The organism is Pseudomonas sp. IAC-BECa141, from assembly GCF_020544405.1.
GTDB lineage: Bacteria > Pseudomonadota > Gammaproteobacteria > Pseudomonadales > Pseudomonadaceae > Aquipseudomonas.
Genome location: NZ_CP065410.1, coordinates 3,910,361 through 3,934,639, shown reverse-complemented (window position 1 = coordinate 3,934,639; position 24,279 = coordinate 3,910,361). Strand labels below are relative to the sequence as shown.

Sequence of the window (24,279 nt, the reverse complement as noted above, 5' to 3'; positions counted from 1 at the left end):
CAGTTGGCATCTAGGTTGAATGTGTGACCGCATTCGCGAGCAAGCTCGCTCCCACAGTGGGTGGCTTAAATATCGAGCACTTCCATCTCGCGCAGCACTTCACCCACCGCTGCGACGGCTTCGCGCATCTGCGCCGGGGTGACGTGGCCGATGCAGCCGACGCGGAAGGTTTCGACCTGGGTCAACTTGCCGGGATAGAGGATGTAGCCCTTGGCCTTGACCCGTTCGTAGAAGTCCTTGAACTGGTAGCGCGGATCTTTCGGTGCGTGGAAGGTCGCAATGATCGGCGCCTGGATCGCGGAGGGCAGGAAACTGCGCAAGCCGAGCTTGCCCATCTCTTCCATCAGCGCCTGGCAGTTGGCGGCGTAACGCGCATGCCGCGCCGGCAGGCCGCCTTCTTCGTTGTATTGCAGCAGGGCTTCGTGCAGCGCCGCGACCACGTGGGTCGGCGGGGTGAAGCGCCACTGGCCGGTCTTTTTCATGTAGCTGTGCTGGTCGAACAAATCCATCGCCAACGAATGCGAGTTGTCGGCGGCTGCGGCCAACGATTCTTTGCGAGCAAACACGAAACCCATGCCCGGCACGCCTTCCAGGCATTTGCCGGAGGCGGCGATCAGCGCATCGAACGGGACTTTTTGCGCATCCACCGGCAACGCGCCGAAGGAACTCATGGCATCGATGATCAGGCGTTTGCCGTGCTGTTCGACGACCTGAGCGATTTCCGGCAGTGGATTGAGAATGCCGGTGCTGGTTTCGCAGTGGATCAGCGCGACGTGGGTGATGTCGCTGTCGGCGCGCAGCAGGCGGTCGACGTCGGCGGCGGTGGTCGGTTCGTCTTCAGCGGTTTCAAAGGTGCTGAACGGGCGGCCGAGCACTTCGCAGATTTTCGCCAGACGCTTGCCGTAAGCACCGTTGATCAGCACCAGCACCTTGCCGTCGCGGGGGACGAGGGTGCCGATCGCGGCTTCGACGGCGAAGGTGCCGCTGCCCTGCAACGGTACGCAGTGGTGAGTGGCGGCGCCGTTGATGATGGCCAGCAGTTGCTCGCACAGGCTGGCGGTCAATTGGTTGAAGCGGTCATCCCATGAACCCCAGTCGACCAGCATCGACTGACGGGTGCGGGCCGAGGTGGTCAACGGGCCGGGAGTGAGCAGGATGGGTGCGGCAGTACTCATTCGTGTGTCCTCGCGATAGCGCTGTGGGATGAAGCTACGGGGCCTACGTTGCAATTCGGCGGATCATCAATCAAATTGTTTGTTGTTATGCCAGCCATCAGTGAGGGTTATTCATGAACCTGTTCCAGCTCCGCGCCTTCGACGCCGTGGCCCGGGAAGGCAGCTTTACCCGTGCGGCTGCGCGGTTGTTCATCAGCCAGCCGGCGGTCACCGGGCACATCAAGGCGCTGGAGGAGCATTACCAGATCACGCTGTTGCGACGGACGGCGCGCCGGGTCGAGCTGACGGAGGAGGGCACCAAACTGGCAGCGATCACCCGGGCGATGTTCGGCATGGCCGAAGAGGCGCAGGCGTTGCTCGAGGCCAATCGGCAGTTGCTGACCGGACGTCTTGAGGTCGCGGCGGACGGCCCGCACATGGTTATGCCGATGCTCGCGAGCCTGCGGGCACGCTATCCGGGGATCACGGTGAATCTGCGATTGGGCAATGCTCAGGAAACGTTGGCAGCGTTGTTGTCCGAGCATGCTGATGTGGCGGTGCTGACCGAAGTCGAATCGCGCAAGGGGCTGCACCTGCAAGCGCTGAGCGAATCGCGGATCTGCGCGCTGGTGCCGGCGGGGCATCCGTGGGCGGCTCGCAGCGGTGAGGTCAGGCTCAAGGAGCTGGATCAGGTGATCATGGTCTTGCGCGAGCCGAGTTCGATTACCCGGCGCACGTTTGATCAGGCCTGTGCGCAAGCGTCGGTCAGCCCACGGGTGTTGCTGGAACTGGACAGTCGCGAGGCGGTTACTGAAGCGGTGGCAGCTGAGTTGGGGGTCGGGGTGGTGTCATCGGTGGAGGTCAGCCATGACCCCCGTGTCGTCGCGATTCCCATTGCGGGAGAGGGGCTGGTGAACCGGCACATGCTCGGCTGCGTGGAGCGGCGGCGGGAGTTGCGGTTGATTCAGGCGTTTTTCGGATTGGCTCCCAACTGATAACCGTATCGCGGCCATTCGCGAGCAAGCTCGCTCCCACAGGGTTTGTGCACGCCGCGGCTCCAGTGTGGGACCGAGCTTGCTCGGGAAGGGGCCGGAACTGACTACGCAAGGCTTTCGCGAACCATCTCGAGAAACGTCGCCACCACCCGCCGCGAACTCTGCTCGCGCAGGCACACCAGTGTTTCGGTCAAGCGCCGGGTGCAGTCGGTGATCGGCAGCGCGCAAACCCGTGAGTCCGCACCAAACTCTGCCGCCGACACCACGCCCACGCCAATCCCCACGACCACCGCTTCCCGCGCCGCTTCCCGGCCTTCGACCTGGATCGCCGGGCGAATGCGGAAACCGGCGCGGGCCATTTCTTCTTCCAGGGTCTGGCGAGTCACTGAACCGTGTTCGCGCAGTACCAGCGGCGTGTCATCCAGGTCTGCCAGGCAGATCGACTCGCGCTCGGCCCACGGATGATGACGCGAGACAAACGCCACCATCGGATCATTGCGCAGCGGCACGCACAGCAGACGTTCATCGCTGACATCGCGCCCAAGCAACGCCAGATCAGCCTGATAGTTGAACAGCCGAAACAGCGATTCATCGGTATTGCCAGTCTCGATCTTCACGCTGATCCCCGGGTAGCGTTCGCAGAACCGGGCAATCTGCGGCAACACGTGTACCGGCGCATCCACCGCCAGAATCAGGCTGCCGGTCTGCAAGGCCTGGGATTCCTGCAGCAGCTCCTGGGCTTCGGCCTCGACCACGAACAGACGCTGGGTGATCGCCAGCAGGCGTTCGCCCAGATCCGTCAAACGGACCGAGCGTTTGTTGCGATGGAACAGCAACACACCGAAACGTTCTTCGAGTTTGCGCACCTGGTCGGAAATCGCCGGTTGCGTCAGATAAAGCCGCTCGGCGGCTTTGGTGAAGCTTCCGTGCACGGCGACCGCGTGAAAGGCTTTGAGCTGTGCGTGTGAAACCGACATTTCTGACTCCAGTAACAAGCTGAGCTTATGTGTGAAATACGATAAATCGATTTTATTTATTAAACAGTAATTGCTTTGATCCGCTCACGCCAACGCTGACTGCCCGGTCGGGCAGCGACGCTGGCCATGAGCCTGTGCGTGCAACAGCAGGACTCATCTGACCGGTATCGCCGAAGGGACGGGGTGATATCGCAGTGCTCAACAATAAAAACACAGGCGTTTACTTAACGATTCTGCCGGCACACTCACACCCTGAGGTCAGAACCACAATGAACAAGCACATCGGCACCCTTGCGCGTTGGCGCATGCAGATCTTCGCTGTCACCTGGCTCGCTTACGCCGCGTTCTATTTCACCCGCAAAGCCTTTTCGGTGGCCAAACTGGGCATCGCAGAAGACCCCACCTTCATGCTCGACAAAATGGCGATGGCCAACCTCGACGCGATTTATCTGGCGGCTTACGCCATCGGTCAGTTCACCTGGGGCATGCTCGCCGACCGCTTTGGTCCACGGGTCGTGGTCCTCGGCGGCTTGCTGATTTCCGCCGCTGCGGCGCTGGTGATGGGCAGCTTCGCGACCTTGCCGATCTTCGCGACCTGCATGCTGATTCAGGGGCTGGCGCAGTCCACCGGATGGTCGGGATTGTGCAAGAACCTCGGCAGTTTCTTCCCCGCCGAACAGCGCGGGCGGGTGCTTGGGTTATGGAGTTCCTGCTACGCGTTTGGCGGCCTGGTGGCGTCACCGTTCGCCGGTTGGTGGGCTTACACACTGGTCGGTACCTGGCACGCGGCGTTCATTTCCAGTGCGGCGGTGGTCGCGTTGGTGGCGGTGCTGTTCTTCATCTTTCAGCGCAACAAACCGGAAGATGTCGGCTTGCCCGCCGTGGAGCCGGAGCCGGTCATCAGCGCCGAGGAAGCCGAAGCCAACAGCAAACTCAGCGTCTGGGAACCGCTCAAGGAAATCCTGCGCAACCGCACGGTGCTGGTGCTGGGGCTGGCGTATTTTCTGTTGAAACCGGCGCGTTACGCGATTCTGCTGTGGGGCCCGGTGATCGTGTTCGAACAGATGCCTTCGGTCGGCAAGGTCGGCGCGGCGATCATCCCCACCGCGTTTGAACTGGCCGGCCTGCTGGGCCCGATCATGATCGGCCTGGCTTCAGACAAACTGTTCGGAGCCCGACGCATGCCGGCCTGCGTGTTGAGCCTGCTGGCGCTGACCGTGACCCTCGCGTTGTTCATGGGCGCCTTGCACACCGGCAGCGTCATGCTGGTGGTGGCATTGTTGTTCGTGATGGGCCTGACCCTGTATGGCCCGGACTCGATGATCAGCGGCGCGGCCGCCATCGATTTCGGCAAGGCCAAGGCCGGCGCCACGGCGGCCGGATTCGTCAACGGCTGCGGCTCGGTCGGTGCGGTGCTCGGTGGTTTGCTGCCGGGATACTTCGACTCGGTGACGGTGTTCATCGTGTTCGCCGGTTGCGCGCTGTTCTCGGCGCTGGTGCTGATTCCGCACTGGAACAGTCGCCCGGTCGGCGTCATGGAACCCCGTGCTTCGGTGCCCAATCGGGCCCTGACCATCAAACCCCTGCGTAACTGAATAAACCTGCCTCGCGGCCTGCTGCGCCATTCGCGGCAGGCTGTGCCGTGGCCGACTGACTGGAGAACTCCCATGAGACCGTTTTGGCTGGAGCAGGCTTTGCAACTCGACACGTCCGAACCTTGCGCGCCGCTGCAAGGCGATGTGCGCACCGACGTGTGCATCGTCGGCGGCGGTTACACCGGGTTGTGGACAGCAATCATGCTCAAGCAGCAGAACCCCGAACTCGATGTGTTGCTGATCGAAGCCGACATCTGCGGCGCCGGCGCCAGTGGGCGCAATGGCGGTTGTGCGCTGTCGTGGTCGGCGAAGTATTTCACCCTTGAGCGGCTGTTCGGCGTCGAAGAGGCGGTGCGGCTGGTCAAGGAATCGGAGCGCAGCATCCACGCCATCGGCGAGTTCTGCGAGCAGTACGGCGTCGATGCGGATTACCGTCTCGATGGCACGCTTTACACCGCCACCAACCGCGCGCAATGCGGCTCCACCGATGCGGTGATTGCGGCGCTGGAGCGCAACGGCATCAACTCGTTTACCCAGCGTCCGGTGGCTGATGTGCAGCGCATGGCCGGTTCGGAAAAACACCTGGAAGGCTGGTTTTCGCCAGCCGCCGCCAGCGTGCAGCCGGGCAAACTGGTACGTGGCTTGCGCCGGGTGGCGTTGCAACTGGGCGTGCGGATTCATGAAGGCACGGCGATGACCGGGCTGGAGGAAGGCCGTCCGGCGCGCCTTCATACGGCGAACGGCTGCGTGACCGCCGACCGCGTGGTACTGGCGATGAACGCGTGGCTGGCCCGCGCTTTCCCGCAGTTCGAGCGCAGTGTGGCGATCGTTTCCAGTGACATGCTGGTCACCGAACCGCGTCCGGATCTGTTGCAGGAAATCGGTTTGACCAGCGGCGTGACCGTGCTTGATTCGCGGATTTTCGTGCACTACTACCACAACACCCCGGACGGCCGGATCATGCTCGGCAAGGGCGGCAATACCTTCGCTTACGGCGGGCGGATGCTGCCGGTATTCGACCAGCCATCACCTTACGCCGGATTGCTCAAGCGCAGCCTCGACGATTTCTTCCCGGCTTTTGCCGATGTGAAGATCGACGCAACCTGGAATGGCCCATCGGATCGGTCAGTCACCGGCCTGCCGTTCTTCGGCCAGATGAGTGCCGGCGGCAACGTGTTCTACGGTTTCGGTTATTCCGGCAGCGGTGTCGGACCGTGCCACATGGGCGGGCAGATTCTCGCTTCGCTCGTGCAAGGCCTCGACAACCCATGGACGCGTTCACCGCTGGTCAACGGGCCGCTGGGTTACTTCCCGCCGGAACCGATTCGCTACCTCGGCTCGCTGATGGTGCGCAACGCCATTCGCCGCAAGGAGCGCGCCGAGGATCACGGTCGGCGGCCCGGGCACCTTGATGTGCGTCTGGCGAAATTTGCTGCTGCGGCGGGCAAGGCTGACAAAGGTTGATGGTCAACGGGGCGGGGCGTAGCGGTTGAGCAGCCAGTCGAGCAATAAGTCGTCGTCAGGCTCGGTTTCCGTGGGCTGCGACGTTCGCGGGCGGCAGGCGTCGAGGCAGAGGATCGGCCGGTCGGGATCGCTGTCGAGAAAACTCACCCAGACCTCGCTGCCGGCGCAGGGCAGATTTTCCCGAGGCAGGCCGCTGCCGGCATGGGGCATGACCACCGCCAACCACAGCCCTTCGCTGGCGCTGGCATTCGCATGATCGGGCCATAACCGGACGGCGATCCGCCCCTGATCGTCCACTTGCGCCGGTTGCCCCGGCACGCCGAGTACCTGCGCCGACTGATACCCCGGAATTGCAGGGCGCGGTTGTTTCGGCGGCGGGCGAAACGGGGTCGACCAGGGCAGCGCCGTAAAGTCGTTGTGATAACGGCGAACCGTCTGAACGGGATCGAGAATGGAAGGTTGCTGGCCTTGATGACGCAAGTCGGTGATCAACCATTGCTCGTTGAACGCGTTTACCGGGTGCTCCATGACTTGCACCAGACGCCCGCTGAGCAGTCGCGGGCAATCGCTGCGGCCGTGGATCGAGCGTGACCTGCAGCGTTGGCGTTCCAGCAGGCGACGACTGCGCTGGGCCGCGTGACGTTGCGCAGTCGGCAGAAATCCCGGAGGGGCGATGGCACTGCCCAGCGTGTGATTGGCAGCGTCCTGGCCCGCAATCGAATACCCTCGCTCACGCACTCCGGCAGGAATCTGAGGCAGCACCGCCTCATGGCGCTGGAACAGGCTGCTGAGGCCGGTTGCTGGCGCATCGATCTGCGTGTTGAAAGGAATCGCTGTCGGTTGCTGCGGCAGGCTCAGGCTGTCATCGGCGAACACCACCACGTGGCCGTCCGGCTGATGTTCGAAGTGATAGTGGATGCCTTCCTCTTCGCAAAGCCGTTGCAAAAAGGCCAGATCGGTTTCTTCGTATTGAATGCAGAACGGGCGCGGCGGGTAGTGGCCGACAGTCATCTCGATCCGATAGCTGTCGGCGGGCAGGTGATGTTCGCTGAGCAGTTGTTCAAGGATGGCGGGCACGTTCAGTTGCGTGAAGACCCGGCGAACAGGGTGTTGCTCCAGCGCCTGCAGATACGGCATCAGCACCAGTTGGTAGGCGATCCGGTGTGTTGCGCGGTATTCGCAGCTGGCACTTTGAATGATGCCGTGAATTCCGTGGTCATCATCCAGGTGCAGAAATGCCGCCTGATGCAGCAGCGTGCCGGGGGACCAGGCGGGCGCCAGGCCCATGACTTCGATCTCGAACCGATAGGGCTGATTCAGCGCTTCATGACCGCTGAAGCGCAGGACCGGCAGGTTTATCCCGCCCTCGGCCAGGGTCAGCGAAAACGGACTTTCCTTGTCATTGAGCATTCGAGCGGGCTCTGTTCAGGCGATACGGGCCACAGAGGGTACGAAAACACGACGTTGAATGGACGTGGCAAACCGGTTTTTCAGAATCGCCCTACAAGGCGTGTAGAAGATGTCGATGCGCATCGGAATTTTTGGTCGATTGCCGACTTTAGGCCGTATAAACTTGGCGCCATGCGTCGGCCAATAGATGTCTCGGCGCCACAGATCAAGAGAGTGAGTAATGGGCGCACAGTGGAAGGTTAAACACAAAGAAGCGGCAGCCAACGCCAAGGGCAAGATCTTCGGCAAACTGGTGAAGGAAATCACCATTGCTGCGCGTAACGGTGCCGATACCGCCACCAACGCACACCTGCGTCTGGTGGTCGAACAGGCCAAGAAAGCCTCGATGCCCAAGGAAACCCTGGATCGCGCCATCAAAAAGGGTGCTGGCCTGCTGGGTGAAACCGTTCAGTACCATCGCGTGACTTACGAAGGTTTCGCACCGCATCAGGTGCCGCTGATCGTCGAGTGCGTGACCGACAACATCAACCGTACCGTGGCGGAAATTCGCGTGGCGTTCCGCAAGGGCCAACTGGGTGCTTCCGGTTCCGTTGCGTGGGACTTCAACCATGTCGGCATGATCGAAGCGTCGCCGGACACCCCGGATGCGGATCCGGAAATGGCCGCGATCGAAGCCGGCGCCCAGGATTTCGAGCCGGGCGAAGAGGGCGCGACCCTGTTCCTGACCGACCCGACCGACCTCGATGCCGTGCAGAAAGCCCTGCCGGAACAAGGCTTCACCGTGCTGTCGGCCAAACTGGGCTACCAGCCGAAGAACCCGGTCAGCGGCCTGAGCGCCGAGCAGATGGCAGAAGTCGAGGCATTCCTGGAAGGCCTGGACAACCATGACGACGTGCAAGACATGTTCGTTGGTCTCGCCGGCTGACACACCAGAAAATCGCAGCCCTCGGGCTGCGATTTTTTTCAGGCGTCTTGCAACGCCAGGCTGATCTCGCCAAACCCCGGCCGCGCCAGTACATCCGGCTGACAGCAGCGCTGTTCCAGGGCTTCCAGCACCTGACGCTGTTCATCGCTCAACCCCGAGTCGATGCGCGCCAGCAATTCCCCCAGCAAAATCCCGAACGCCCGCACTTCAAGGCGTTGCAGCGCGCGGGTTTCAGGCGTGTCCGCCGTGGCGTGGAACGATGCCGCACCAAAGTCCCCCAGCAGACAGTCGCCCTGATCGTTCAACAGAATGTTGTGTCCGTAGAGATCGCCATGGGTGATGCCGTGACCGTGCAGATGCCCGGCGACCGAGGCGATGCCCCGGGCAATGCGCAGGGCAACGTCGGCGCTGAAGCGGCAATCGTCGGCATACACATCCCGTGAACAGGATGCCAGGCTCGGCAGCCCGGCCAAATTGCGGAAGCTCGGATCGATCAACTGCATCACCAGGCCTTGCTGGCCATCGGGATGCCGGTCGATGCGACCTTCGACGCGGATCAGGTTCGGGTGCAGCCCGGCGGTGATGCACGCGTTCATTTCATGCAGCGGCGAACCGTCACTGGTCATTTCACCCTTGTACAACTTGACTGCCACGGGCGCGGCCGCCTGATCGGCAGGTTGCCACTGCGCCCGGTAAATGACTCCGGAAGCGCCTTCGCCCAGCCGTTGCTCCAGCTGCAGCGCCGACCAGTCGATCAGGGGCGCGGCATCGAGGGCGGCGGCATCGGCTTCGGTTTCCAGCGGATTACCGGCGTAGGCCAGCCAGGTCAGGCTCGGCAGGGTCAGCAGCCATTGCGGCAGTTCGGTCAGCTGGTTGGCGGCGATGCGGATCAGCTCCAGCCGATGGCACTGGCTCAGTGACGGCGGCAGGGCGCGCAACCGATTGCCGGCGAGCATGAGTTTTTGCAGCAACGGGCGCTCGCCCAGTTCCGTGGGCAGGGTTTCGATGGCGTTGTCGGTGAGGATCAGCCAGCGCAGGTTCGGCGGCAGCGCCGCGCCGGGCACTTGAGTGATCCGGTTGGCCTTGAAACCGATCATCGTCAGCGCCTGGCACTGGCCCAGACACGCCGGCAATTGCGTGAACTGATTGTCGGAGCAGAACAGCACGCGCAGGTGCGTCAGACGGTGCAAGTCATCCGGCAGGCTGCTCAGGGCATTGCCGCTGAGGTTGAGCACTTCCAGCGTTTCGGCCAGGTTGAAAATCTCCGGCGGAAATTCAGTCAGGCCTTCGGCCAGGTCCAGCCGGGTGATGCCCGACAGTTCGCCGGCGCGCAGTTGTGCAAGGGTGTGCATGAGCAGGATCGCTATCGAGAAGGCGCAGAGCGCCGGAAATGGGCCGCATGATAACGGCAAATCAGCCCGGTTCGTGCACTTCGCGCAATTGCCCGAGTCGGCTGCGGGTGCGGGACAGATCGATCGCCTGACCGCCGAGGCTTTCGTGCAACGGGCGTTGGCCGAGCAGGGTCAGGTGTTTGTCCTGATCGTAGAGCACGTCGATCAGGTTGATGAATCGCTGCTGGGCGGCGATCGAGCATTCGCCCAGCTCCGGCAGTTCATCGATGATCCAATGGTCGAAGCGTCGGCACAGTTCCAGATAATCCATCACGGCCGTGGGCTGTTCGCAGAGGTCGTTGAAGGTAAAACCGACGCGCCGGCCTTCGCACAACCGCGCCTGCAAGTGCCGGCTGCCGACCGCCAGCGGCAACGGTGTGGCGTCGAGTGGCGGCAGGTTCAAGGCGAGGCGCTGCGCCGGACTGGCCGGCCAGACGTAATGGCCCTGGGTGAACACCTGATGCTCATGCCGGCGCGCCTGGCTGCGGTAATCGTGCGGGCCGCCGACTTCCATGACCTGCATGCGCGCGTTGATCAGGTCGATCACCGGTTTGAAGCGCGCGTGATACAGCGGGTTGGGCAACAAGCCTTCGGGCGGGTAATTGGAGGTCACCAGCAACAGGATCCCGCGCTTGAACAACGCCTTGAACAATCGGGTGATGAGCATCGCATCGCCGATGTCATGCACATGAAATTCATCGAAACACAGCACCCGACAGTCCATCAGCAGCGCATCGAGGGTGACGGCGAGGGCGTCGTCGCGGTCGCGGTGCTCGAACATGCCTTGATGCAGTTGGGCGAAGAATCCATGGAAATGCAGACGGCGTTTTTGCTGAATCGGCAATGCCTGGAAGAATCCGTCCAGCAACCAGCTCTTGCCTCGCCCGACGGCTCCGTGCAGATACAGGCTGCGCGGGGTTCGCGCAGGCGTGCCAAACATCAGGCCGGCCTGCTGCGCCATGCAATCGATGACCCGTTGCTGGCTGTGGCTGAGGGTGTAGCCCTGGCCGTGGGCCTTTTGCCGGAAATAGTCACGCATCGATTGCGCGCTGGCAGCGCACTGGCCCGCGTTTGTAACGGAGCGTTTGCCGAAGAGATGGCGCAAGGCTGACCAGCGCTGGGTCAGACGCGAACGTTCGGGCGGTCGGGCGGGCACTGCAATCACTCCGTCATCATCGGGCCGGCTCCCCCGAGCGCGGCGGCGTAGTTTAACCAGACGGGTAGTTTTGCATCCACTGCGCTTTATCGTTTTTCCGGGGAGCAAGCTGCGGCGTGTAGAGGGCAGTGCCTGCACCGTGGGACTGAACGACGGGCAGAATGCGCAATGACAACGCGAGAATCCACACCGACCAGACCACACCGCCCGCTGGAACCTGCCTGGACAATGTGGTGCTGGATGTGGGGTTCTGACCCGGCTAGAAGCTTACGGATTGCTTGAGCATTTTCGCTGCAGGTGTGTCAGTCGGGCTGACCATCGCGTAGTTGTAGCCCTTGCCGGACCAGTACTCGGCCTGCAGATCTCCGTCCTGGCGGCTGCCCCGGGGCAGAAAGGTATTTTTCGGTCCTGGTGGACGCACGTAGAAACTGACCTTGTGCCCGCTCTGGTCTTCATACATCACCATCGCCGCCGGGCCTTCATCGGTGCTCAGCAGACGACCGCTGACCGGTGTAAATCCAGCCGATGTCAGGTCCGGCAGGCGATTGGCCTGAGTGAAGTAACGGTCGAGCCAGCGCTGGATGTCGCCGTCGCCGTTGACCTTGTAGTCCGCCGGCAGAAGCCCTTGCTGGGCGATCAAACGGTAGGCCTGCAAGGCGTCCGTCATCGGTGCCGGGGGATGAAACACGGTCATGTCCCGAGCTTTCCAGCCACCGACACCGCCGAGGCTGACGGCAATCAGCAGCACCGCCGCGCTGGCCCATTGGCGGCGCGACTGGCGCTTGAGTCGCTGACGGATCAGCGACGGATCGAGGTTCGGATTGGCCGGTTGTTGCAAGGCACCGCCGAGGGCAGCGCGCAGGTGCTGGGCATCCTGTTGCCAGGCACGAACCTGCGCCGCTTCGTCCGGATGGCTGGCGAGCCAGGTTTCCAGCACATGTCGGTCGGCCTCGCTGAGCTGGTGGTCGACGTAGGCGTGCAGGTCACGTTCGTTGGGAGGCAGACTGATCATTTGAGTATCCGCAAGGAAGGGCTGCTGATTTCCCCGTCGCTGAGCTGGCGCAGGGCCTGGCGAGCACGGGACAGGCGCGACATCACGGTGCCGGTGGGGACGTCGAGAATCTCGGCGACCTCCTTATAAGTCAGGCCTTCCACCGACACCATCAACAGCAGCGCGCGCTGTTCGGTGGGCAGTCGGTCGAAGACCTGCAAGGTCGATTGGGCAATGACGGTGCGTTCCACCGAGGGCTCGGCGTCATCGCGGCCGGTGAAGAACTCGAGCATCCGCGCATACCGCCGCGAACGCCGATGCGCATCGAGGAACTGCCGGTACAGGATCGAAAACAGCCAGGCGCGCAGATCGCCGTCGGCGCGTTTGTCGCCCCAACTCGACAGCGCCCGCTCCAGGCTGGCCTGTACCAGATCGTCGGCGCTGCTGCCGTTGCGGGTCAACGACACGGCAAAGCGCCGCAATCTGGGAATGATTTCTCTCAGTTGTTCGTCGAATTCGCTCATGAAGTTCTACTAGTCACTACGCTGTGGACTAGGAAGACGTCCGGCATTGGAGGTTATTCCACGTTCTGAAAAATAAATACCGGACCGTGGAATAAATCCCGATGGCGTGCGTCTTGCTGATTCTTCCTACTTGTGGCCGATGGCCCTGGAGTGCTTCATGGTTGATCGCAGCTCATCGCCCGGCGGGCCACAACACCCGCCACTGAGTGCCGCGAGCCTGGTGTTGCGGCTTGGCGGAATCGCCGTGGTGGTCGCAGCCCTGGCCGGGGCGTTTGCCTACGTTCATGGTTCATTTGACCCACAACGACTGACGCCGAAAGCGTTGGTCGATGTGCTGGAAAAGAACAACGGCGTGCATCCCGGCTTTCGCCGCAATCACGCCAAAGGTGTTTGCGTGATCGGCTACTTCGAGAGCAGCGGTGAGGCTCGCTCGTATTCGGTCGCGCAAGTGTTCAACGAGCCGCGCACCCCGGTGGTCGGGCGCTTTGCGTTACCGGCCGGCAATCCGTACGCACCGGACAGCGCCGTACCGATCCGCAGTCTGGCGCTGCGTTTCACTCAGGCCAACGGCCAGCAGTGGCGCACCGGGATGAACAGCATGCCGGTATTCCCGGTCGGTACGCCCGAGGCGTTCTATCAGTTGCAGCAGGCGCAATCGCCGGATCCCGCCACGGGCAAGCCGGATCCGGCCAAGGTGCCGGCATTTTTTGCCGCACACACGGAAACCGTGCCGTTTCTGACCTGGATAAAAACCGCCAGACCGTCGGCCAGTTACGCGACGGAAACCTACAACAGCATCAACGCGTTTTATCTGGTGGATGCCAGCGGCAAGAAGCAGGCGGTGCGCTGGAGCATGACGCCTCTGGCCCAGGATGCTGCCGGTGCGACTGCGCCTGAAGGAAGCGACTTCCTTGAGAAGGACCTGGTGCAACGCCTGGCCGAAGGGCCGCTGCGCTTTCAGTTGAACATCACCTTGGCCAACGCCGACGATCCGGTGAACGACGCGAGCAAAACCTGGCCCGCCGGCCGCAAAGTGTTGAACGCCGGCACTCTGGTACTGGAAAAGACCCAGCCGCAGCTCAGCGGTGAATGCCGTGACATCAACTACGATCCGCTGGTGCTGCCGGCCGGCATTCAGGGTTCCGACGATCCGTTGCTGGCCGCGCGCTCGGCCGGTTACGCCGATTCCTACCTGCGTCGCACCAGCGAAGTCAGCCAACTGCCGACCGGCAAAAAGGAGGCTCGCCCATGAGCACGCAACCGACTCATTTCAATCCGCTGGCGCGGTTGCTGCACTGGCTGATGGCGTTGATGATCATCGCGATGTTGTTCATCGGTGCCGGCATGGTGACCTCGGTGTCGGCGCGGCATGAATGGCTGATCAATCTGCACAAGCCGCTGGGCATCGCGATTCTGTTGCTGGTGATCGTGCGCATTCTTGTACGGCTGGGCACCCGCCAGCCGCCGCTGCCAGCGGATCTGCCGGGCTGGCAAGTGCTGGCGGCCAAGGCCTCTCATCTGTTGCTGTACGCGCTGATGCTGGTGTTGCCGCTGCTGGGCTGGGCGATGATCAGCGCGGCGGGGGATCCGGTGATGCTCGGCGCGTCCCTGCAATTGCCGTCGATCGTGCCGGCGGATGCGCAGGTGTTTGCGTTGCTGCGCAAGGCTCACGGGTATCTGGCGTATTTGTTGTTCCTGACCGTGCTGCTGCATCTGGCGGCGGCGCTGTTTCATGGCTGGGTGCGCCGCGACGAAGTGCTCGACAGCATGCTGCGGGGACGCAATCGCGGTTGATTGTGTCAGTCCGACGTGGCGAGGGCGCAAACAGCCTCGCCACGTTTCTGTCCGGCCAGTGATCGCCACCAATAAAGCAACGCGACCATGTTGATTGCGGCACCCAGCCAGCAGACGCCCGGCCATCCTGCCCAGGCGTACATGGCCGTCGAGGCGATCGAGCCCAAGGCGCTGCCAATGGAGTAAAACAGCATGTAGCCGGCAGTCAGTCGGCTTTGCGCCTCCGGGCGGACGCTGTAGATCATGCTCTGACTGGCGACGTGCACGGCCTGCAAGCCCAGATCCAGGGTGATGACGCCAAGCAGCAGCGCCCACAACGAAGTTTGGGTGAGTGCGATCGGCAGCCACGAGCCCAGCATCAACAGCAGCGACAGACCGCTCACCCACTGTCCCCATCCTCGATCCGCCAGGTGACCGGCTCTGGCGGCGGCGAGTGCGCCTGCCGCGCCGGCGAGTCCGAACAATCCGATTTCGCTGTGGGAAAGCGACAACGGCGGGGCGGACAGCGGCAACACCATCGGCGTCCACAGCACCATGGCGCTGGCGAAGGTGAGCAGCGCCAGGATTGCTCGTCGGCGCAGCACCGGCTCCTCACGAAACAGAGTGAACACTGAAGTGATCAGTGCCACGTAATGCGTGTCCGGTCGTGCTTCTTCATCCTTGGGCAATACCCGAAACAGCAGCGCGGCCATCACCAGCGTCAATCCCGCCGACAACAGATAGATCGAACGCCAGCCGGCCAGATCAGCCATGCCGCCCGCTACCGTGCGCGCGAGCAGAATGCCGACGACGATGCCGCTGGTGATCACGCCGACAACCTTTCCGCGTTGCGCGGGGACGGCAAGGGTTGCGGCGTAGGCGACCAGCACCTGGGTGACCACCGCAAGCAGACCGGTCAGGGTGACGCCGATCAGCAGCCACGCGCTGTTCGGGGCCAGAGCAATCATCAGCAAGGCTGCGGCGGACAACAGCGTTTGCGTGACGATCAGCCGCCGCCGATTGAGCAGATCGCCGAGGGGCACGAGCAATAACAGACCGAGTCCATAACCGATCTGAGTCAAGGTCATGACGACGCCGATGCTGCCCGGCGTCAGACCGAAGGCGTCGGCCATCGCATCCAGCAGCGGCTGGCCGTAATACACGTTGCCCACTGCGAGGCTGCAAGCGATGGCGAAAAGCAGTACGACAGCGTTATCGAGTGTTGCAGTTTTCATGTCCCGGATCCTTTCAGGTTTCAAGTTGAAACTTGATTGACGGTAGGTAATCCAGTTTTGATTTGCAACCTGATTGGGTAAAAGACGGCACAAAAAAAGATCGCAGACAGGCTGCGATCTTTCGTGAAGTGAAAAACGGGGAGGGATCAGCGCAGGGTGTCGACCATGTCGGCGATGGTGGTCAGCACGTCTTTGCCCAGTTGCTTCGAGCGTTTGCCCGACCAGCCGGTGATCGGGTTCGGCGCGTCGTCGTGATCCTTGAACGGCATTTCCAGAGTCAGCGACAGGCAGTCGAATTTCTGGCCGACGCTGTTGCAGGCCAGGGTCATGTTGGCCTGGCCCGGTTCGTCGCGGGTATAGCCGTACTTGGTCTGGAAGTCTTTGGTGGTGTGTTTCAGGTGACTGCGAAAGTGCTCTTCAAGCTTCTCCAGGCGCGGGGTGTAGCCCGGATTGCCCTCGCAGCCGGCGGTGAACACGTGGGGGATTTCTTCGTCACCGTGTACGTCGAGGAACAGATCGACGCCGTACTTTTCCATCTGCTGCTGTACGAAAAATACTTCCGGGCTGATTTCCTGACTGGCGTTCTGCCAGGCGCGGTTCAGGTCCTGGCCCATGGCGTTGGTGCGCAGGTGGCCGTGGAAGGCGCCGTCCGGGTTCATGTTCGGGACCAGGTACAGATCGGCGCTGGCCAGCAGTTTGTTCAGTACCGGATCGTCATGATGTTCCAGGCGTTCGATCACGCCTTCCATGAACCACTCGGCCATGTGCTCGCCCGGATGCTGCTGGGCGATGATCCAGATCTTGCGGCGACCTTCGGCGCCAGTGCCTTTGCGTAGCAGCTGGATGTCGCGGCCCTCGACGCTTTTGCCGGTGGCCAGCAGTTCGGTGCCGGCCTTGGTCAGCGCTTGTTCGATCAGCCAGTCGTGACGGCCACGGCTGTAAGGTTCGAAGTAGGCGAACCAGGCGTGGGTCTGCTCGGCTTCGAGGCAGAAGCGCAGGCTGTCGCCTTCGAATTGGGTAGGAATACGGAACCAGTTGACGTGGTCGTAGGAAGCGACCGCCTGATAGCCGGTCCAGGCTTTGTTGTAGGAAGACTGGCTGGCGTTGACCAGGCGAAACCAGTGTTCCTGATGGACGTGCAGGCCGCTGGCCTTGAAGTGGAACCACTGGAAATGGGCGCTGCGGGTATCTGGCCGAATTGCCAGAACCGGGTTGAGCGGATTGCTGATGTCGATGACTTGGATGTTGCCGCTGTCGAAGTTTGCGCTGATGTCGAACGAGGATTTGGCCACGGTCATAATCGGTTCCTGAATATGATTTTTATGGCGGCTACTTTACACGCAAGACAGGGGTGAAACCGAGGGAAATTGCGGGGTGTGGCGGGGGGGCGTCCTCCATGACGCGGATGCAGCTTAGTGACTGTGCGATTGATTCTCAAGTGCTGATTGGCATTACTTAGCCCCAATGTGGCCGGGGTCCGCTTGCCAAGCAATATTCTTTTGATATTATCCGCGCCATCGAATTTGCAGCACCCAAAGACTTCATTAGCCTGAAGCCATAAGCCAGAAAACTGGCAAAAAAAGACCCGGCAAAAAGCCGGGTCAAAAACCGTGATTAGCCTGATGAGGAGATAGTCCAGAAGACCGACCTAAGGTCTCTGGTCCATCGACTGATCTCGCGACCAGTTGCTTGCAATAGTAATCATTATCATTTGCAAGTCAAATGTTTTTATCTGCGCGATTGGAAAATTCTTTTCCTTCCGTCCGAACTCCCGTCTTCAGCGAACCGCGCCATCGAGCGAGTGATCAACCATCGCCCGCGCCATGTCCACCATGTGCACGACTGAAAAAGCCAGATCCCGACTCACGCCCTGCAAGCCGTCCGCCGCCTTGAACGCGGTAGCCGCTGCACATCGCAGCAGATCGGAAGCGTGGACCAGGGATTCTTCGCCACTCAGGTTGCTGTTCACACCGAAAAAACGCTCGTCCACTTCCGGTTCTGACACAGCTGGTTTCAAGTAATAGTCCAACGCCCGTTGCGCAGCGGCGCACCCTTGCGGGGAGGTGAAGGTGGTGTCCATTTGCAGATCGGGCAAGTCTTTGCTGGTGATGGTCATGGTGAAAGGTCACTCCTTGGTCGATTCAAATCCGTGACTTAAGAATAGTACTATCAGTATTTGTGACCAGAATTTAAATACTACAATATGTGTTTTGCCGGCCGCAGGCGTCCACGTATGGTGCCGCACATGGATAAATGGATTGAGTTGGTCAAGGCCAAAATGAGTGAACTCAACGTCACTCAAGTCGAACTCGGCGAGCGCGTCGGCATGTCTCAGGGCGGTATCGGCCATTGGCTGAACAAGCGCCGCGAGCCCGGCATCACGCAGATGAACCGCGTGCTGAAAGCGCTGGGCATGGAGTATCTCGAGGTCGCGGTGGTGATTCGTGAACCGCAGGTCGATGCGGACGACGAAATGCCCCTTGCGCAGAAGTACAACCCTTACTTTCGCTATCCGGTCAGCGAGTGGAATTCGCCGGTCGAGGCCCGTGAGAGCCAGCCAGCGTATTCGAGTGCCAAGGACAAGCGACGTTTCGTACTGACGGATTACCACGCCCGCGGCCCGGCGTTCTGGCTCACGGTGACGGGTAACGCGATGACGGCGCCCACCGGGCAGAGCATCGGCGAGGGAATGATGATTCTGGTGGATCCGGCACTGGAAGCCGAGCCCGGGAAATTGGTAATCGCCCAGTGGCCGGACAGCGACGAGGCGATTTTCCGCAAACTGATCGAAGAGGGCGGCCAGCGTTACCTGGTGCCGCTCAATCCGACCTGGCCGAAAGCCTTGTTGACCGACGAGTGCCGAATCATCGGTGTCGTGGTTCAGGCAACCGCCAAATACTAGTCAGATCGATCCTCGCCAAGCGTAGGATCGATCCACCTTTCAAGCTTCTTCCAGCTCGACCAGTGCACTGCCTTCGCTGACCATTTCACCTTCCTGGCAATACAGTGACTTGATCACACCGGCGTGGGGCGCGCGAATGCTGTGCTCCATCTTCATCGCCTCAAGCACCACCAATTGCGCACCGGCTTCAACCGATTGCCCGGCCTCCACCAGCACCCGCACAATGCTGCCGTTCATCGGCGCGGTCAGACCGCCCTGATGGCTGTGACTGGCTTCGACAGCGCTGATCGGGTCGTACGTTTCAACGCGTCGCAGCTCGCCGTCCCATTGCAGATACAGAACTTCTCCACGACGAATCGCCCGCAGCTGTCGACGCAGTCCATCGTGCTCGACCACCAATTGCTCGCCGATCAGTTTTGCTTTGCCGCCAGCACCGAGCGTCAGCGCTCGATCCTGCCCCTCGCAGCTCAAATGCAGAGTGATTTCACGAGGCAAACCGGCGCGCAAACCACTGTGAAGCGCCCAGGGCGAAGCCGGATCATCTGCCCGAGCCATCCCCGGCAAACTCTGCGCAAAAGCCTGCGCCGCCGCATCCCAGAACTCATTACTCAGCGCAGCGGGCGCTGGCAGCAACTGTTCCTGATAGCGCGGAATAAACCCGGTATCCAGCTCCGCCGCCGCAAACGCCGGATGACCGATGATCCGTCGCAGGAAGTTGATGTTGGTTTTCAACCCGCCAATCGCAAACTCATCGAGCATGCTCAGCAGTCGCAAGCGTGCCTGCTCACGATCCTCGCCCCAGGCGATCAGCTTGCCAAGCATCGGGTCATAGAACGGCGAAACCTCATCGCCTTCCTCAACGCCGCTGTCCACACGGCGCCCCGGCCCGGCGGTGGATTCGCGATACAGATCCAGACGCCCGGTCGCCGGCAGAAAATCATTCGACGGATCTTCCGCATACAACCGAACCTCAATCGCATGCCCGTTCAGCGGCACTTGATCCTGAGTGATCGGCAACGCTTCGCCACGGGCGACGCGAATTTGCCAGGCCACCAGATCGAGCCCGGTGATGGCTTCAGTGACTGGGTGTTCGACCTGCAACCGTGTGTTCATCTCCATGAAGAAGAATTCGCCGCGAGCGTCCAGCAAAAACTCCACGGTGCCGGCGCCGACGTAACCGATGGCCTGCGCTGAACGCACAGCGGCTTCGCCCATCGCCTGACGAAGTTCTGGACTCAGGCCTGGAGCCGGCGCTTCTTCGACGACTTTCTGGTGCCGACGCTGAATCGAGCAGTCGCGCTCGTTCAGGTACAGGCAATTGCCATGCTGATCGGCAAACACCTGGATTTCCACGTGACGCGGCTTGAGCAGGTATTTCTCCACCAGCATCCGCGAGTCGCCGAACGACGACTTCGCTTCACGCTGAGCCGATGCCAGCGCTTCAGCCAGTTGGCTGACGTCTTCAACGACCTTCATGCCCTTGCCGCCACCGCCGGCCGTGGCCTTGAGCAGCACCGGGTAGCCGATGCGTTCGCATGCATCGCGGAAAGTGTCCAGATCCTGGGCTTCGCCGTGATAACCCGGCACCAGCGGCACGCCGGCGGTTTCCATCAACGCTTTTGCGGCGGATTTGCTGCCCATCGCGTCGATGGCCGAGGCGGGCGGGCCGAGGAAGATCAGGCCGGCCGCTTCAATGGCGCGGGCAAACCCGGCGTTTTCTGAAAGAAAGCCGTAACCCGGATGAATCGCCTGAGCGCCGCTGGCCTTTGCCGCCGCGATCAGTTTGTCGATTTGCAGGTAACTGTCGGCCGCTTTGCTGCCGCCCAGATCAACACGGATGTCCGCTTCACGGCTGTGTCGCGCTTCCCGGTCGGTGGCGCTGTGCACGGCAACGGTGGTCAGGCCCAGCGACTTGGCGGTGCGCATGACCCGGCAAGCGATTTCGCCACGGTTGGCCACCAGCAGGGTGGTGAGAACAGGTGCGCTCATCAACGCGGCTCCTTGGTGGTGGTTGCGGCTTGCCAGCTCGGTGGACGTTTCTGCAAAAAGGCCCGCAGACCTTCCTGTCCCTCTGGGCTGACGCGGATGCGGGCGATGGCGTTTTCGGTGTAGCGGCGCAGGGCCGGAGTCAGCGCGCCGTTGCCGACTTCCCGCAGCAAATCCTTGCTGGCGCGCATGGCGGCGGGGCTGTTGAGCAGCAGGTTGTCGATCCATTGCTCGACGCTCTGTTCAAACTCATTCGCTGGATAACTCTCGGACAACAAACCGATTTCCCGCGCCCGCTGCCCGCCGAAACGTTCGGCCGTCAGCGCATAACGCCGCGCCGCGCGTTCGCCGATGGCTTGCACCACGAACGGGCTGATCACCGCTGGCGCAAGACCGATGCGCACTTCCGACAGGCAGAACTGCGCGTCATCGGCGCCAATCGCCATGTCGCAGCAACTGATCAGACCCAATGCACCGCCGAACGCCGCGCCTTGCACCACGGCCACGGTCGGGATTTTCAGTTTGGCGAGGTTGTACATCAGCTCCGCCAGTTCCCGGGCGTCGTCGAGGTTGGTGTGGTAATCGAGTTCGGCCGATTGCTGCATCCAGGCCAGATCGGCACCAGCGCTGAAATGTTTGCCGCGTCCGCGTACCAGCAGAAAGCGCAGGCTGGCGTCGCTGGCGACCTTGTCCAGCGCCAGGATCAGTTCGCGAATCATCTCGGCGTTGAACGCGTTGTTCTTTTCTTCGCGGCTCAGCCACAGGGTCGCGAAACCCCGTGGATCGCTGTGCAATTCGAGGGTGTTGAAGTCGCTCATGAGGTTCTCCCGATCACATCCGGAACACGCCGAAGCGGCTCGGTTCGATAGGCGCGTTCAACGACGCGGACAAGGCCAGGGCCAGCACATCGCGGGTCTGCGCCGGGTCGATGACGCCGTCGTCCCACAGCCGCGCGCTGGAATAGTAGGGGTGACCCTGCTCTTCGTATTGGTCGAGAATCGGCTGCTTGATCTCGCTTTCCTGCTCGGCACTGAACGCCTGACCGCTGCGTTCGGCCTGCTCGCGCTTGACCTGAACCAGCACGCCGGCCGCCTGTTCGGCGCCCATCACGCCGATCCGCGCGTTCGGCCACATCCACAGGAAACGCGGATCATAGGCCCGCCCGCACATGCCGTAGTTACCGGCACCGAAGCTGCCACCGATGATCACGGTGAATTTCGGCACCTTGGCGCATGCCACGGCGGTCACCAGTTTGGCGCCGTGTTTGGCGATGCCACCGGCCTCGTATTTCTGACCGACCATGAAGCCGGTGATGTTCTGCAGGAACAGCAACGGAATGCCGCGTTGGCAGGCCAGTTCAATGAAGTGCGCGCCTTTTTGCGCGGCTTCGGCGAACAGGATGCCGTTGTTGGCGAGGATCGCGATCGGGTAGCCGTGCAGGTGGGCGAAACCGCACACCAGCGTGGTGCCGAACAAGGCTTTGAATTCATCGAACACCGAGCCGTCGACCAGTCGCGCGATCACTTCGCGCACATCGAACGGCTGCTTGGCGTCCGCCGAAACCACCCCGTACAACTCATCGCTGGCGTACAGCGGCGCAATCGGCGTGCGCTGCTGCACTTCGCCGAGCTTGCGCCAGTTGAGGTTGGCGACGCTGCGCCGGGCGAGGGCGAGGGCGTGCTCATCGCTTTCCGCGTAATGGTCGGCGACCCCGGACGTCTTGCAGTGCACGTCGGCCCCGCCGAGGTCTTCGGCGCTGACCACTTCACCGGTCGCGGCTTTCACCAAGGGCGGGCCGGCGAGGAAAATCGTCGCCTGATTGCGCACCATGATCGCTTCGTCGGCCATCGCCGGTACATAAGCGCCGCCGGCGGTGCAGGAACCCATGACCACGGCAATCTGCGGAATGCCCATGGCGCTCATGTTGGCCTGGTTGAAGAAGATCCGCCCGAAGTGTTCGCGATCCGGGAACACTTCGTCCTGACGCGGCAGGTTGGCGCCACCCGAATCCACCAGATAAATGCACGGCAGGCGGTTTTGCTGGGCGATGGTCTGGGCGCGCAGGTGTTTCTTCACGGTCAGCGGGTAGTACGAGCCACCTTTCACCGTCGCGTCGTTGGCGACAATCATGCATTCGACGCCTTCCACACGACCGATCCCGGCAATCACGCCAGCGGCTGGCACGTCTTCGCCATAAACGGCGTGGGCGGCCAACTGGCTGATTTCCAGAAACGGCGAGCCCGGATCGAGCAAGCGGTTGATCCGCTCACGGGGCAGCAGCTTGCCGCGCGAGGTGTGACGTTCCTGAGCTTTCGCGCCGCCGCCCTGAGCCACTTGAGCGAGCAGAGTGTGCAGGGCGTCGACCTGTTCGAGCATCGCCGCGCTGTTGGCGGCGAACTCCGCTGAACGAGGGTTGAGCTGGGTATGCAGGATGGCCATGGACAGCTCCGTTTAGCGGGTTTCGTTGAACAGTTCGCGACCGATCAGCATGCGACGGATCTCACTGGTACCGGCGCCGATTTCGTACAGCTTGGCGTCACGCAGCAGGCGGCCGGCCGGGAATTCGTTGATGTAACCGTTACCGCCGAGAATCTGGATCGCGTCGAGGGCCATTTGCGTGGCGCGTTCGGCGGTGTAGAGGATCACACCAGCGGCGTCCTTGCGTGTGGTTTCGTTGCGCTCGCAGGCCTGAGCCACGGCGTAGAGATAGGCGCGGCTGGCGTTGAGCTGGGTGTACATGTCGGCGACTTTGCCCTGGATCAGCTGGAATTCGCCGATGCTCTGGCCGAACTGCTTGCGGTCATGGATGTACGGCACGATCAGATCCATGCACGACTGCATGATGCCGGTCGGGCCACCGGACAGCACGACGCGCTCGTAATCGAGGCCGCTCATCAGCACTTTTATGCCGCCGTTGAGTACGCCGAGGATGTTTTCTTCAGGCACTTCGACGTCGTCGAAAAACAGCTCGCAAGTGTTGGAGCCGCGCATGCCGAGCTTGTCGAACTTGTTGCTGCGGCTGAAGCCTTTCCAGTCGCGTTCGACGATGAAGGCGGTGATGCCGTGGGGGCCCTTTTCCAGGTCGGTCTTGGCGTAGATCACGTAGGTGTTGGCGTCGGGGCCGTTGGTGATCCAGGTCTTGCTGCCGTTGAGCACGAAACGGTCGCCACGTTTATCGGCGCGCAGTTTCATCGAGACCACGTCGGAACCGGCGTTTGGCTCGCTCATGGCGAGTGCGCCGACGTGTTCGCCGCTGATCAGTTTTGGCAGGTATTTGGCTTTCTGTTCGTGGTTGCCGTTGCGGTTGATCTGGTTGACGCAGAGATTGGAGTGGGCGCCGTAGGACAACGCCACCGAAGCCGAGCCACGGCTGATTTCTTCCATCGCAACGACGTGCGCCAGGTAACCCAGGCCAGCGCCGCCGTATTCTTCCGGCACGGTGATGCCGAGCAGGCCCATGTCACCGAACTTGCGCCACAAATCGGCCGGGAACAGGTTGTCGCTGTCGATCTGCGCGGCACGCGGCGCGATCTCGTTGGCGACGAAGGACTGAACCTGATCGCGCAGCATGTCGATGGTTTCACCGAGGGCAAAGTTCAGGGATGGGTAGCTCATGGTTCACCTTTTGGCTTTTTGTAGGGTGGGGAGAAGGGCGTTTCAGTTCTCACCTTTACGTTAACGTAAGCCTGTGACGAATGGCTGTCAATCACCCTTTACGTTAACGTCAACTTGAGCGAGAGTAGAGCCAGTTCTGAATGGTCGGAGCTGCTGTAGCTCCGTTCCAACACCCACTAATAAAGA

21 protein-coding genes are annotated in these 24,279 nt (G+C 61.7%); 7 read left to right on the top strand and 14 right to left on the bottom strand.

Features of this window, described 5'->3' with window-relative positions; translation table 11 throughout:
- Positions 1-65: 65 nt before the first annotated feature.
- Complete coding sequence (locus tag I5961_RS17885; protein ID WP_085703271.1) at positions 66-1,175, bottom strand: 2-aminoethylphosphonate--pyruvate transaminase; 1,110 nt, start codon at positions 1,173-1,175, stop codon at positions 66-68.
- Between the two features lie 113 nt (positions 1,176-1,288).
- On the opposite strand from I5961_RS17885, the gene I5961_RS17880 reads away from it, so the two are divergent.
- Entirely contained in the window at positions 1,289-2,149 is an 861-nt protein-coding gene (locus I5961_RS17880) for a LysR substrate-binding domain-containing protein (RefSeq protein WP_085703270.1), read from the top strand.
- A gap of 104 nt (positions 2,150-2,253) precedes the next feature.
- On the opposite strand, the gene I5961_RS17875 is transcribed toward I5961_RS17880, so the two are convergent.
- Positions 2,254-3,126, bottom strand: coding sequence for a LysR family transcriptional regulator (locus tag I5961_RS17875; RefSeq protein WP_085703269.1), 873 nt, complete (start codon positions 3,124-3,126; stop codon positions 2,254-2,256).
- Between the two features lie 269 nt (positions 3,127-3,395).
- On the opposite strand from I5961_RS17875, the gene I5961_RS17870 reads away from it, so the two are divergent.
- Both I5961_RS17870 and I5961_RS17865 read left to right on the top strand, forming a co-directional pair.
- Positions 3,396-4,721: an MFS transporter gene (locus I5961_RS17870; protein WP_085703268.1), complete on the top strand. Its 1,326-nt coding sequence runs from the start codon at positions 3,396-3,398 to the stop codon at positions 4,719-4,721.
- Positions 4,722-4,793: 72 nt separating this feature from the next.
- Positions 4,794-6,185, top strand: a complete 1,392-nt coding sequence (locus I5961_RS17865) for an FAD-dependent oxidoreductase (protein ID WP_227232948.1) — start codon at positions 4,794-4,796, stop codon at positions 6,183-6,185.
- Positions 6,186-6,188: 3 nt separating this feature from the next.
- Here the strand turns inward: I5961_RS17865 and I5961_RS17860 are convergent, their stop codons facing one another.
- Positions 6,189-7,595: a type VI secretion system Vgr family protein gene (locus I5961_RS17860; RefSeq protein WP_227232947.1), complete on the bottom strand. Its 1,407-nt coding sequence runs from the start codon at positions 7,593-7,595 to the stop codon at positions 6,189-6,191.
- A 220-nt stretch (positions 7,596-7,815) separates the two neighbouring features.
- On the opposite strand from I5961_RS17860, the gene I5961_RS17855 reads away from it, so the two are divergent.
- The gene (locus tag I5961_RS17855; RefSeq protein ID WP_027614601.1) at positions 7,816-8,520 is read left to right on the top strand and encodes a YebC/PmpR family DNA-binding transcriptional regulator; all 705 of its coding nucleotides are present in this window, start codon (positions 7,816-7,818) and stop codon (positions 8,518-8,520) included.
- Between the two features lie 38 nt (positions 8,521-8,558).
- On the opposite strand, the gene I5961_RS17850 is transcribed toward I5961_RS17855, so the two are convergent.
- The 4 genes from I5961_RS17850 to I5961_RS17835 form a co-directional block, all read right to left on the bottom strand.
- The gene (locus tag I5961_RS17850) at positions 8,559-9,872 is read right to left on the bottom strand and encodes a leucine-rich repeat-containing protein kinase family protein (RefSeq protein WP_085703265.1); all 1,314 of its coding nucleotides are present in this window, start codon (positions 9,870-9,872) and stop codon (positions 8,559-8,561) included.
- Between the two features lie 61 nt (positions 9,873-9,933).
- Positions 9,934-11,067, bottom strand: coding sequence for a cell division protein ZapE (zapE, locus tag I5961_RS17845; protein WP_085703264.1), 1,134 nt, complete (start codon positions 11,065-11,067; stop codon positions 9,934-9,936).
- 259 nt (positions 11,068-11,326) lie between these two features.
- The gene (locus I5961_RS17840) at positions 11,327-12,079 is read right to left on the bottom strand and encodes an anti-sigma factor family protein (protein ID WP_085703263.1); all 753 of its coding nucleotides are present in this window, start codon (positions 12,077-12,079) and stop codon (positions 11,327-11,329) included.
- Entirely contained in the window at positions 12,076-12,582 is a 507-nt protein-coding gene (locus I5961_RS17835) for an RNA polymerase sigma factor (protein ID WP_085699036.1), read from the bottom strand. The genes I5961_RS17840 and I5961_RS17835 overlap by 4 nt, the downstream gene beginning before the upstream one ends.
- Before the next feature lie 157 nt (positions 12,583-12,739).
- On the opposite strand from I5961_RS17835, the gene I5961_RS17830 reads away from it, so the two are divergent.
- Entirely contained in the window at positions 12,740-13,834 is a 1,095-nt protein-coding gene (locus I5961_RS17830) for a catalase family peroxidase (protein ID WP_227232946.1), read from the top strand.
- Positions 13,831-14,376, top strand: coding sequence for a cytochrome b (locus I5961_RS17825; protein WP_085699041.1), 546 nt, complete (start codon positions 13,831-13,833; stop codon positions 14,374-14,376). The genes I5961_RS17830 and I5961_RS17825 overlap by 4 nt, the downstream gene beginning before the upstream one ends.
- 5 nt (positions 14,377-14,381) lie before the next feature.
- Here I5961_RS17825 and I5961_RS17820 read toward each other — a convergent pair whose 3' ends face one another.
- The 3 genes from I5961_RS17820 to I5961_RS17810 form a co-directional block, all read right to left on the bottom strand.
- Positions 14,382-15,590, bottom strand: a complete 1,209-nt coding sequence (locus I5961_RS17820) for an MFS transporter (RefSeq protein ID WP_227232945.1) — start codon at positions 15,588-15,590, stop codon at positions 14,382-14,384.
- A 146-nt stretch (positions 15,591-15,736) separates the two neighbouring features.
- On the bottom strand, positions 15,737-16,888 hold the full coding sequence (locus I5961_RS17815; protein WP_085699045.1) for a M14-type cytosolic carboxypeptidase: 1,152 nt from the start codon (positions 16,886-16,888) through the stop codon (positions 15,737-15,739).
- Positions 16,889-17,367: 479 nt separating this feature from the next.
- Positions 17,368-17,706, bottom strand: coding sequence for a DUF6124 family protein (locus tag I5961_RS17810; RefSeq protein ID WP_085699047.1), 339 nt, complete (start codon positions 17,704-17,706; stop codon positions 17,368-17,370).
- Positions 17,707-17,835: 129 nt separating this feature from the next.
- Here I5961_RS17810 and I5961_RS17805 point away from each other — a divergent pair, with 129 nt between their 5' ends.
- On the top strand, positions 17,836-18,492 hold the full coding sequence (locus I5961_RS17805; protein ID WP_085699254.1) for a LexA family protein: 657 nt from the start codon (positions 17,836-17,838) through the stop codon (positions 18,490-18,492).
- 39 nt (positions 18,493-18,531) lie between these two features.
- On the opposite strand, the gene I5961_RS17800 is transcribed toward I5961_RS17805, so the two are convergent.
- Genes I5961_RS17800 through I5961_RS17785 form a run of 4 tightly spaced genes read right to left on the bottom strand, consistent with a single transcriptional unit; the run spans position 18,532 to position 24,093 of the window.
- Positions 18,532-20,481: an acetyl/propionyl/methylcrotonyl-CoA carboxylase subunit alpha gene (locus I5961_RS17800; RefSeq protein ID WP_227232944.1), complete on the bottom strand. Its 1,950-nt coding sequence runs from the start codon at positions 20,479-20,481 to the stop codon at positions 18,532-18,534.
- A complete protein-coding gene (locus I5961_RS17795; protein ID WP_085703258.1) occupies positions 20,481-21,296 on the bottom strand; it encodes a gamma-carboxygeranoyl-CoA hydratase in 816 nt (271 codons plus the stop codon). The genes I5961_RS17800 and I5961_RS17795 overlap by 1 nt, the downstream gene beginning before the upstream one ends.
- A gap of 13 nt (positions 21,297-21,309) precedes the next feature.
- A complete protein-coding gene (locus I5961_RS17790; protein WP_085699053.1) occupies positions 21,310-22,917 on the bottom strand; it encodes a carboxyl transferase domain-containing protein in 1,608 nt (535 codons plus the stop codon).
- Positions 22,918-22,929: 12 nt separating this feature from the next.
- Positions 22,930-24,093, bottom strand: a complete 1,164-nt coding sequence (locus I5961_RS17785; RefSeq protein ID WP_227232943.1) for an isovaleryl-CoA dehydrogenase — start codon at positions 24,091-24,093, stop codon at positions 22,930-22,932.
- Positions 24,094-24,279: the final 186 nt, after the last annotated feature.

Bases quoted from the DNA above. Each gene is read 5' to 3' on its own strand.
- I5961_RS17855 (WP_027614601.1), top strand. From the start codon at position 7,816: ATGGGCGCACAGTGGAAGGTTAAACACAAAGAAGCGGCAGCCAACGCC.
- I5961_RS17840 (WP_085703263.1), bottom strand. From the start codon at position 12,079: ATGATCAGTCTGCCTCCCAACGAACGTGACCTGCACGCCTACGTCGAC.
- I5961_RS17825 (WP_085699041.1), top strand. From the start codon at position 13,831: ATGAGCACGCAACCGACTCATTTCAATCCGCTGGCGCGGTTGCTGCAC.
- I5961_RS17800 (WP_227232944.1), bottom strand. From the start codon at position 20,481: ATGAGCGCACCTGTTCTCACCACCCTGCTGGTGGCCAACCGTGGCGAA.
- I5961_RS17850 (WP_085703265.1), bottom strand. From the start codon at position 9,872: ATGCACACCCTTGCACAACTGCGCGCCGGCGAACTGTCGGGCATCACC.
- I5961_RS17880 (WP_085703270.1), top strand. From the start codon at position 1,289: ATGAACCTGTTCCAGCTCCGCGCCTTCGACGCCGTGGCCCGGGAAGGC.
- I5961_RS17885 (WP_085703271.1), bottom strand. From the start codon at position 1,175: ATGAGTACTGCCGCACCCATCCTGCTCACTCCCGGCCCGTTGACCACC.
- I5961_RS17805 (WP_085699254.1), top strand. From the start codon at position 17,836: ATGGATAAATGGATTGAGTTGGTCAAGGCCAAAATGAGTGAACTCAAC.
- I5961_RS17795 (WP_085703258.1), bottom strand. From the start codon at position 21,296: ATGAGCGACTTCAACACCCTCGAATTGCACAGCGATCCACGGGGTTTC.
- I5961_RS17835 (WP_085699036.1), bottom strand. From the start codon at position 12,582: ATGAGCGAATTCGACGAACAACTGAGAGAAATCATTCCCAGATTGCGG.
- I5961_RS17870 (WP_085703268.1), top strand. From the start codon at position 3,396: ATGAACAAGCACATCGGCACCCTTGCGCGTTGGCGCATGCAGATCTTC.
- I5961_RS17860 (WP_227232947.1), bottom strand. From the start codon at position 7,595: ATGCTCAATGACAAGGAAAGTCCGTTTTCGCTGACCCTGGCCGAGGGC.
- I5961_RS17785 (WP_227232943.1), bottom strand. From the start codon at position 24,093: ATGAGCTACCCATCCCTGAACTTTGCCCTCGGTGAAACCATCGACATG.
- I5961_RS17790 (WP_085699053.1), bottom strand. From the start codon at position 22,917: ATGGCCATCCTGCATACCCAGCTCAACCCTCGTTCAGCGGAGTTCGCC.
- I5961_RS17810 (WP_085699047.1), bottom strand. From the start codon at position 17,706: ATGACCATCACCAGCAAAGACTTGCCCGATCTGCAAATGGACACCACC.
- I5961_RS17875 (WP_085703269.1), bottom strand. From the start codon at position 3,126: ATGTCGGTTTCACACGCACAGCTCAAAGCCTTTCACGCGGTCGCCGTG.
- I5961_RS17830 (WP_227232946.1), top strand. From the start codon at position 12,740: ATGGTTGATCGCAGCTCATCGCCCGGCGGGCCACAACACCCGCCACTG.
- I5961_RS17865 (WP_227232948.1), top strand. From the start codon at position 4,794: ATGAGACCGTTTTGGCTGGAGCAGGCTTTGCAACTCGACACGTCCGAA.
- I5961_RS17820 (WP_227232945.1), bottom strand. From the start codon at position 15,590: ATGAAAACTGCAACACTCGATAACGCTGTCGTACTGCTTTTCGCCATC.
- I5961_RS17815 (WP_085699045.1), bottom strand. From the start codon at position 16,888: ATGACCGTGGCCAAATCCTCGTTCGACATCAGCGCAAACTTCGACAGC.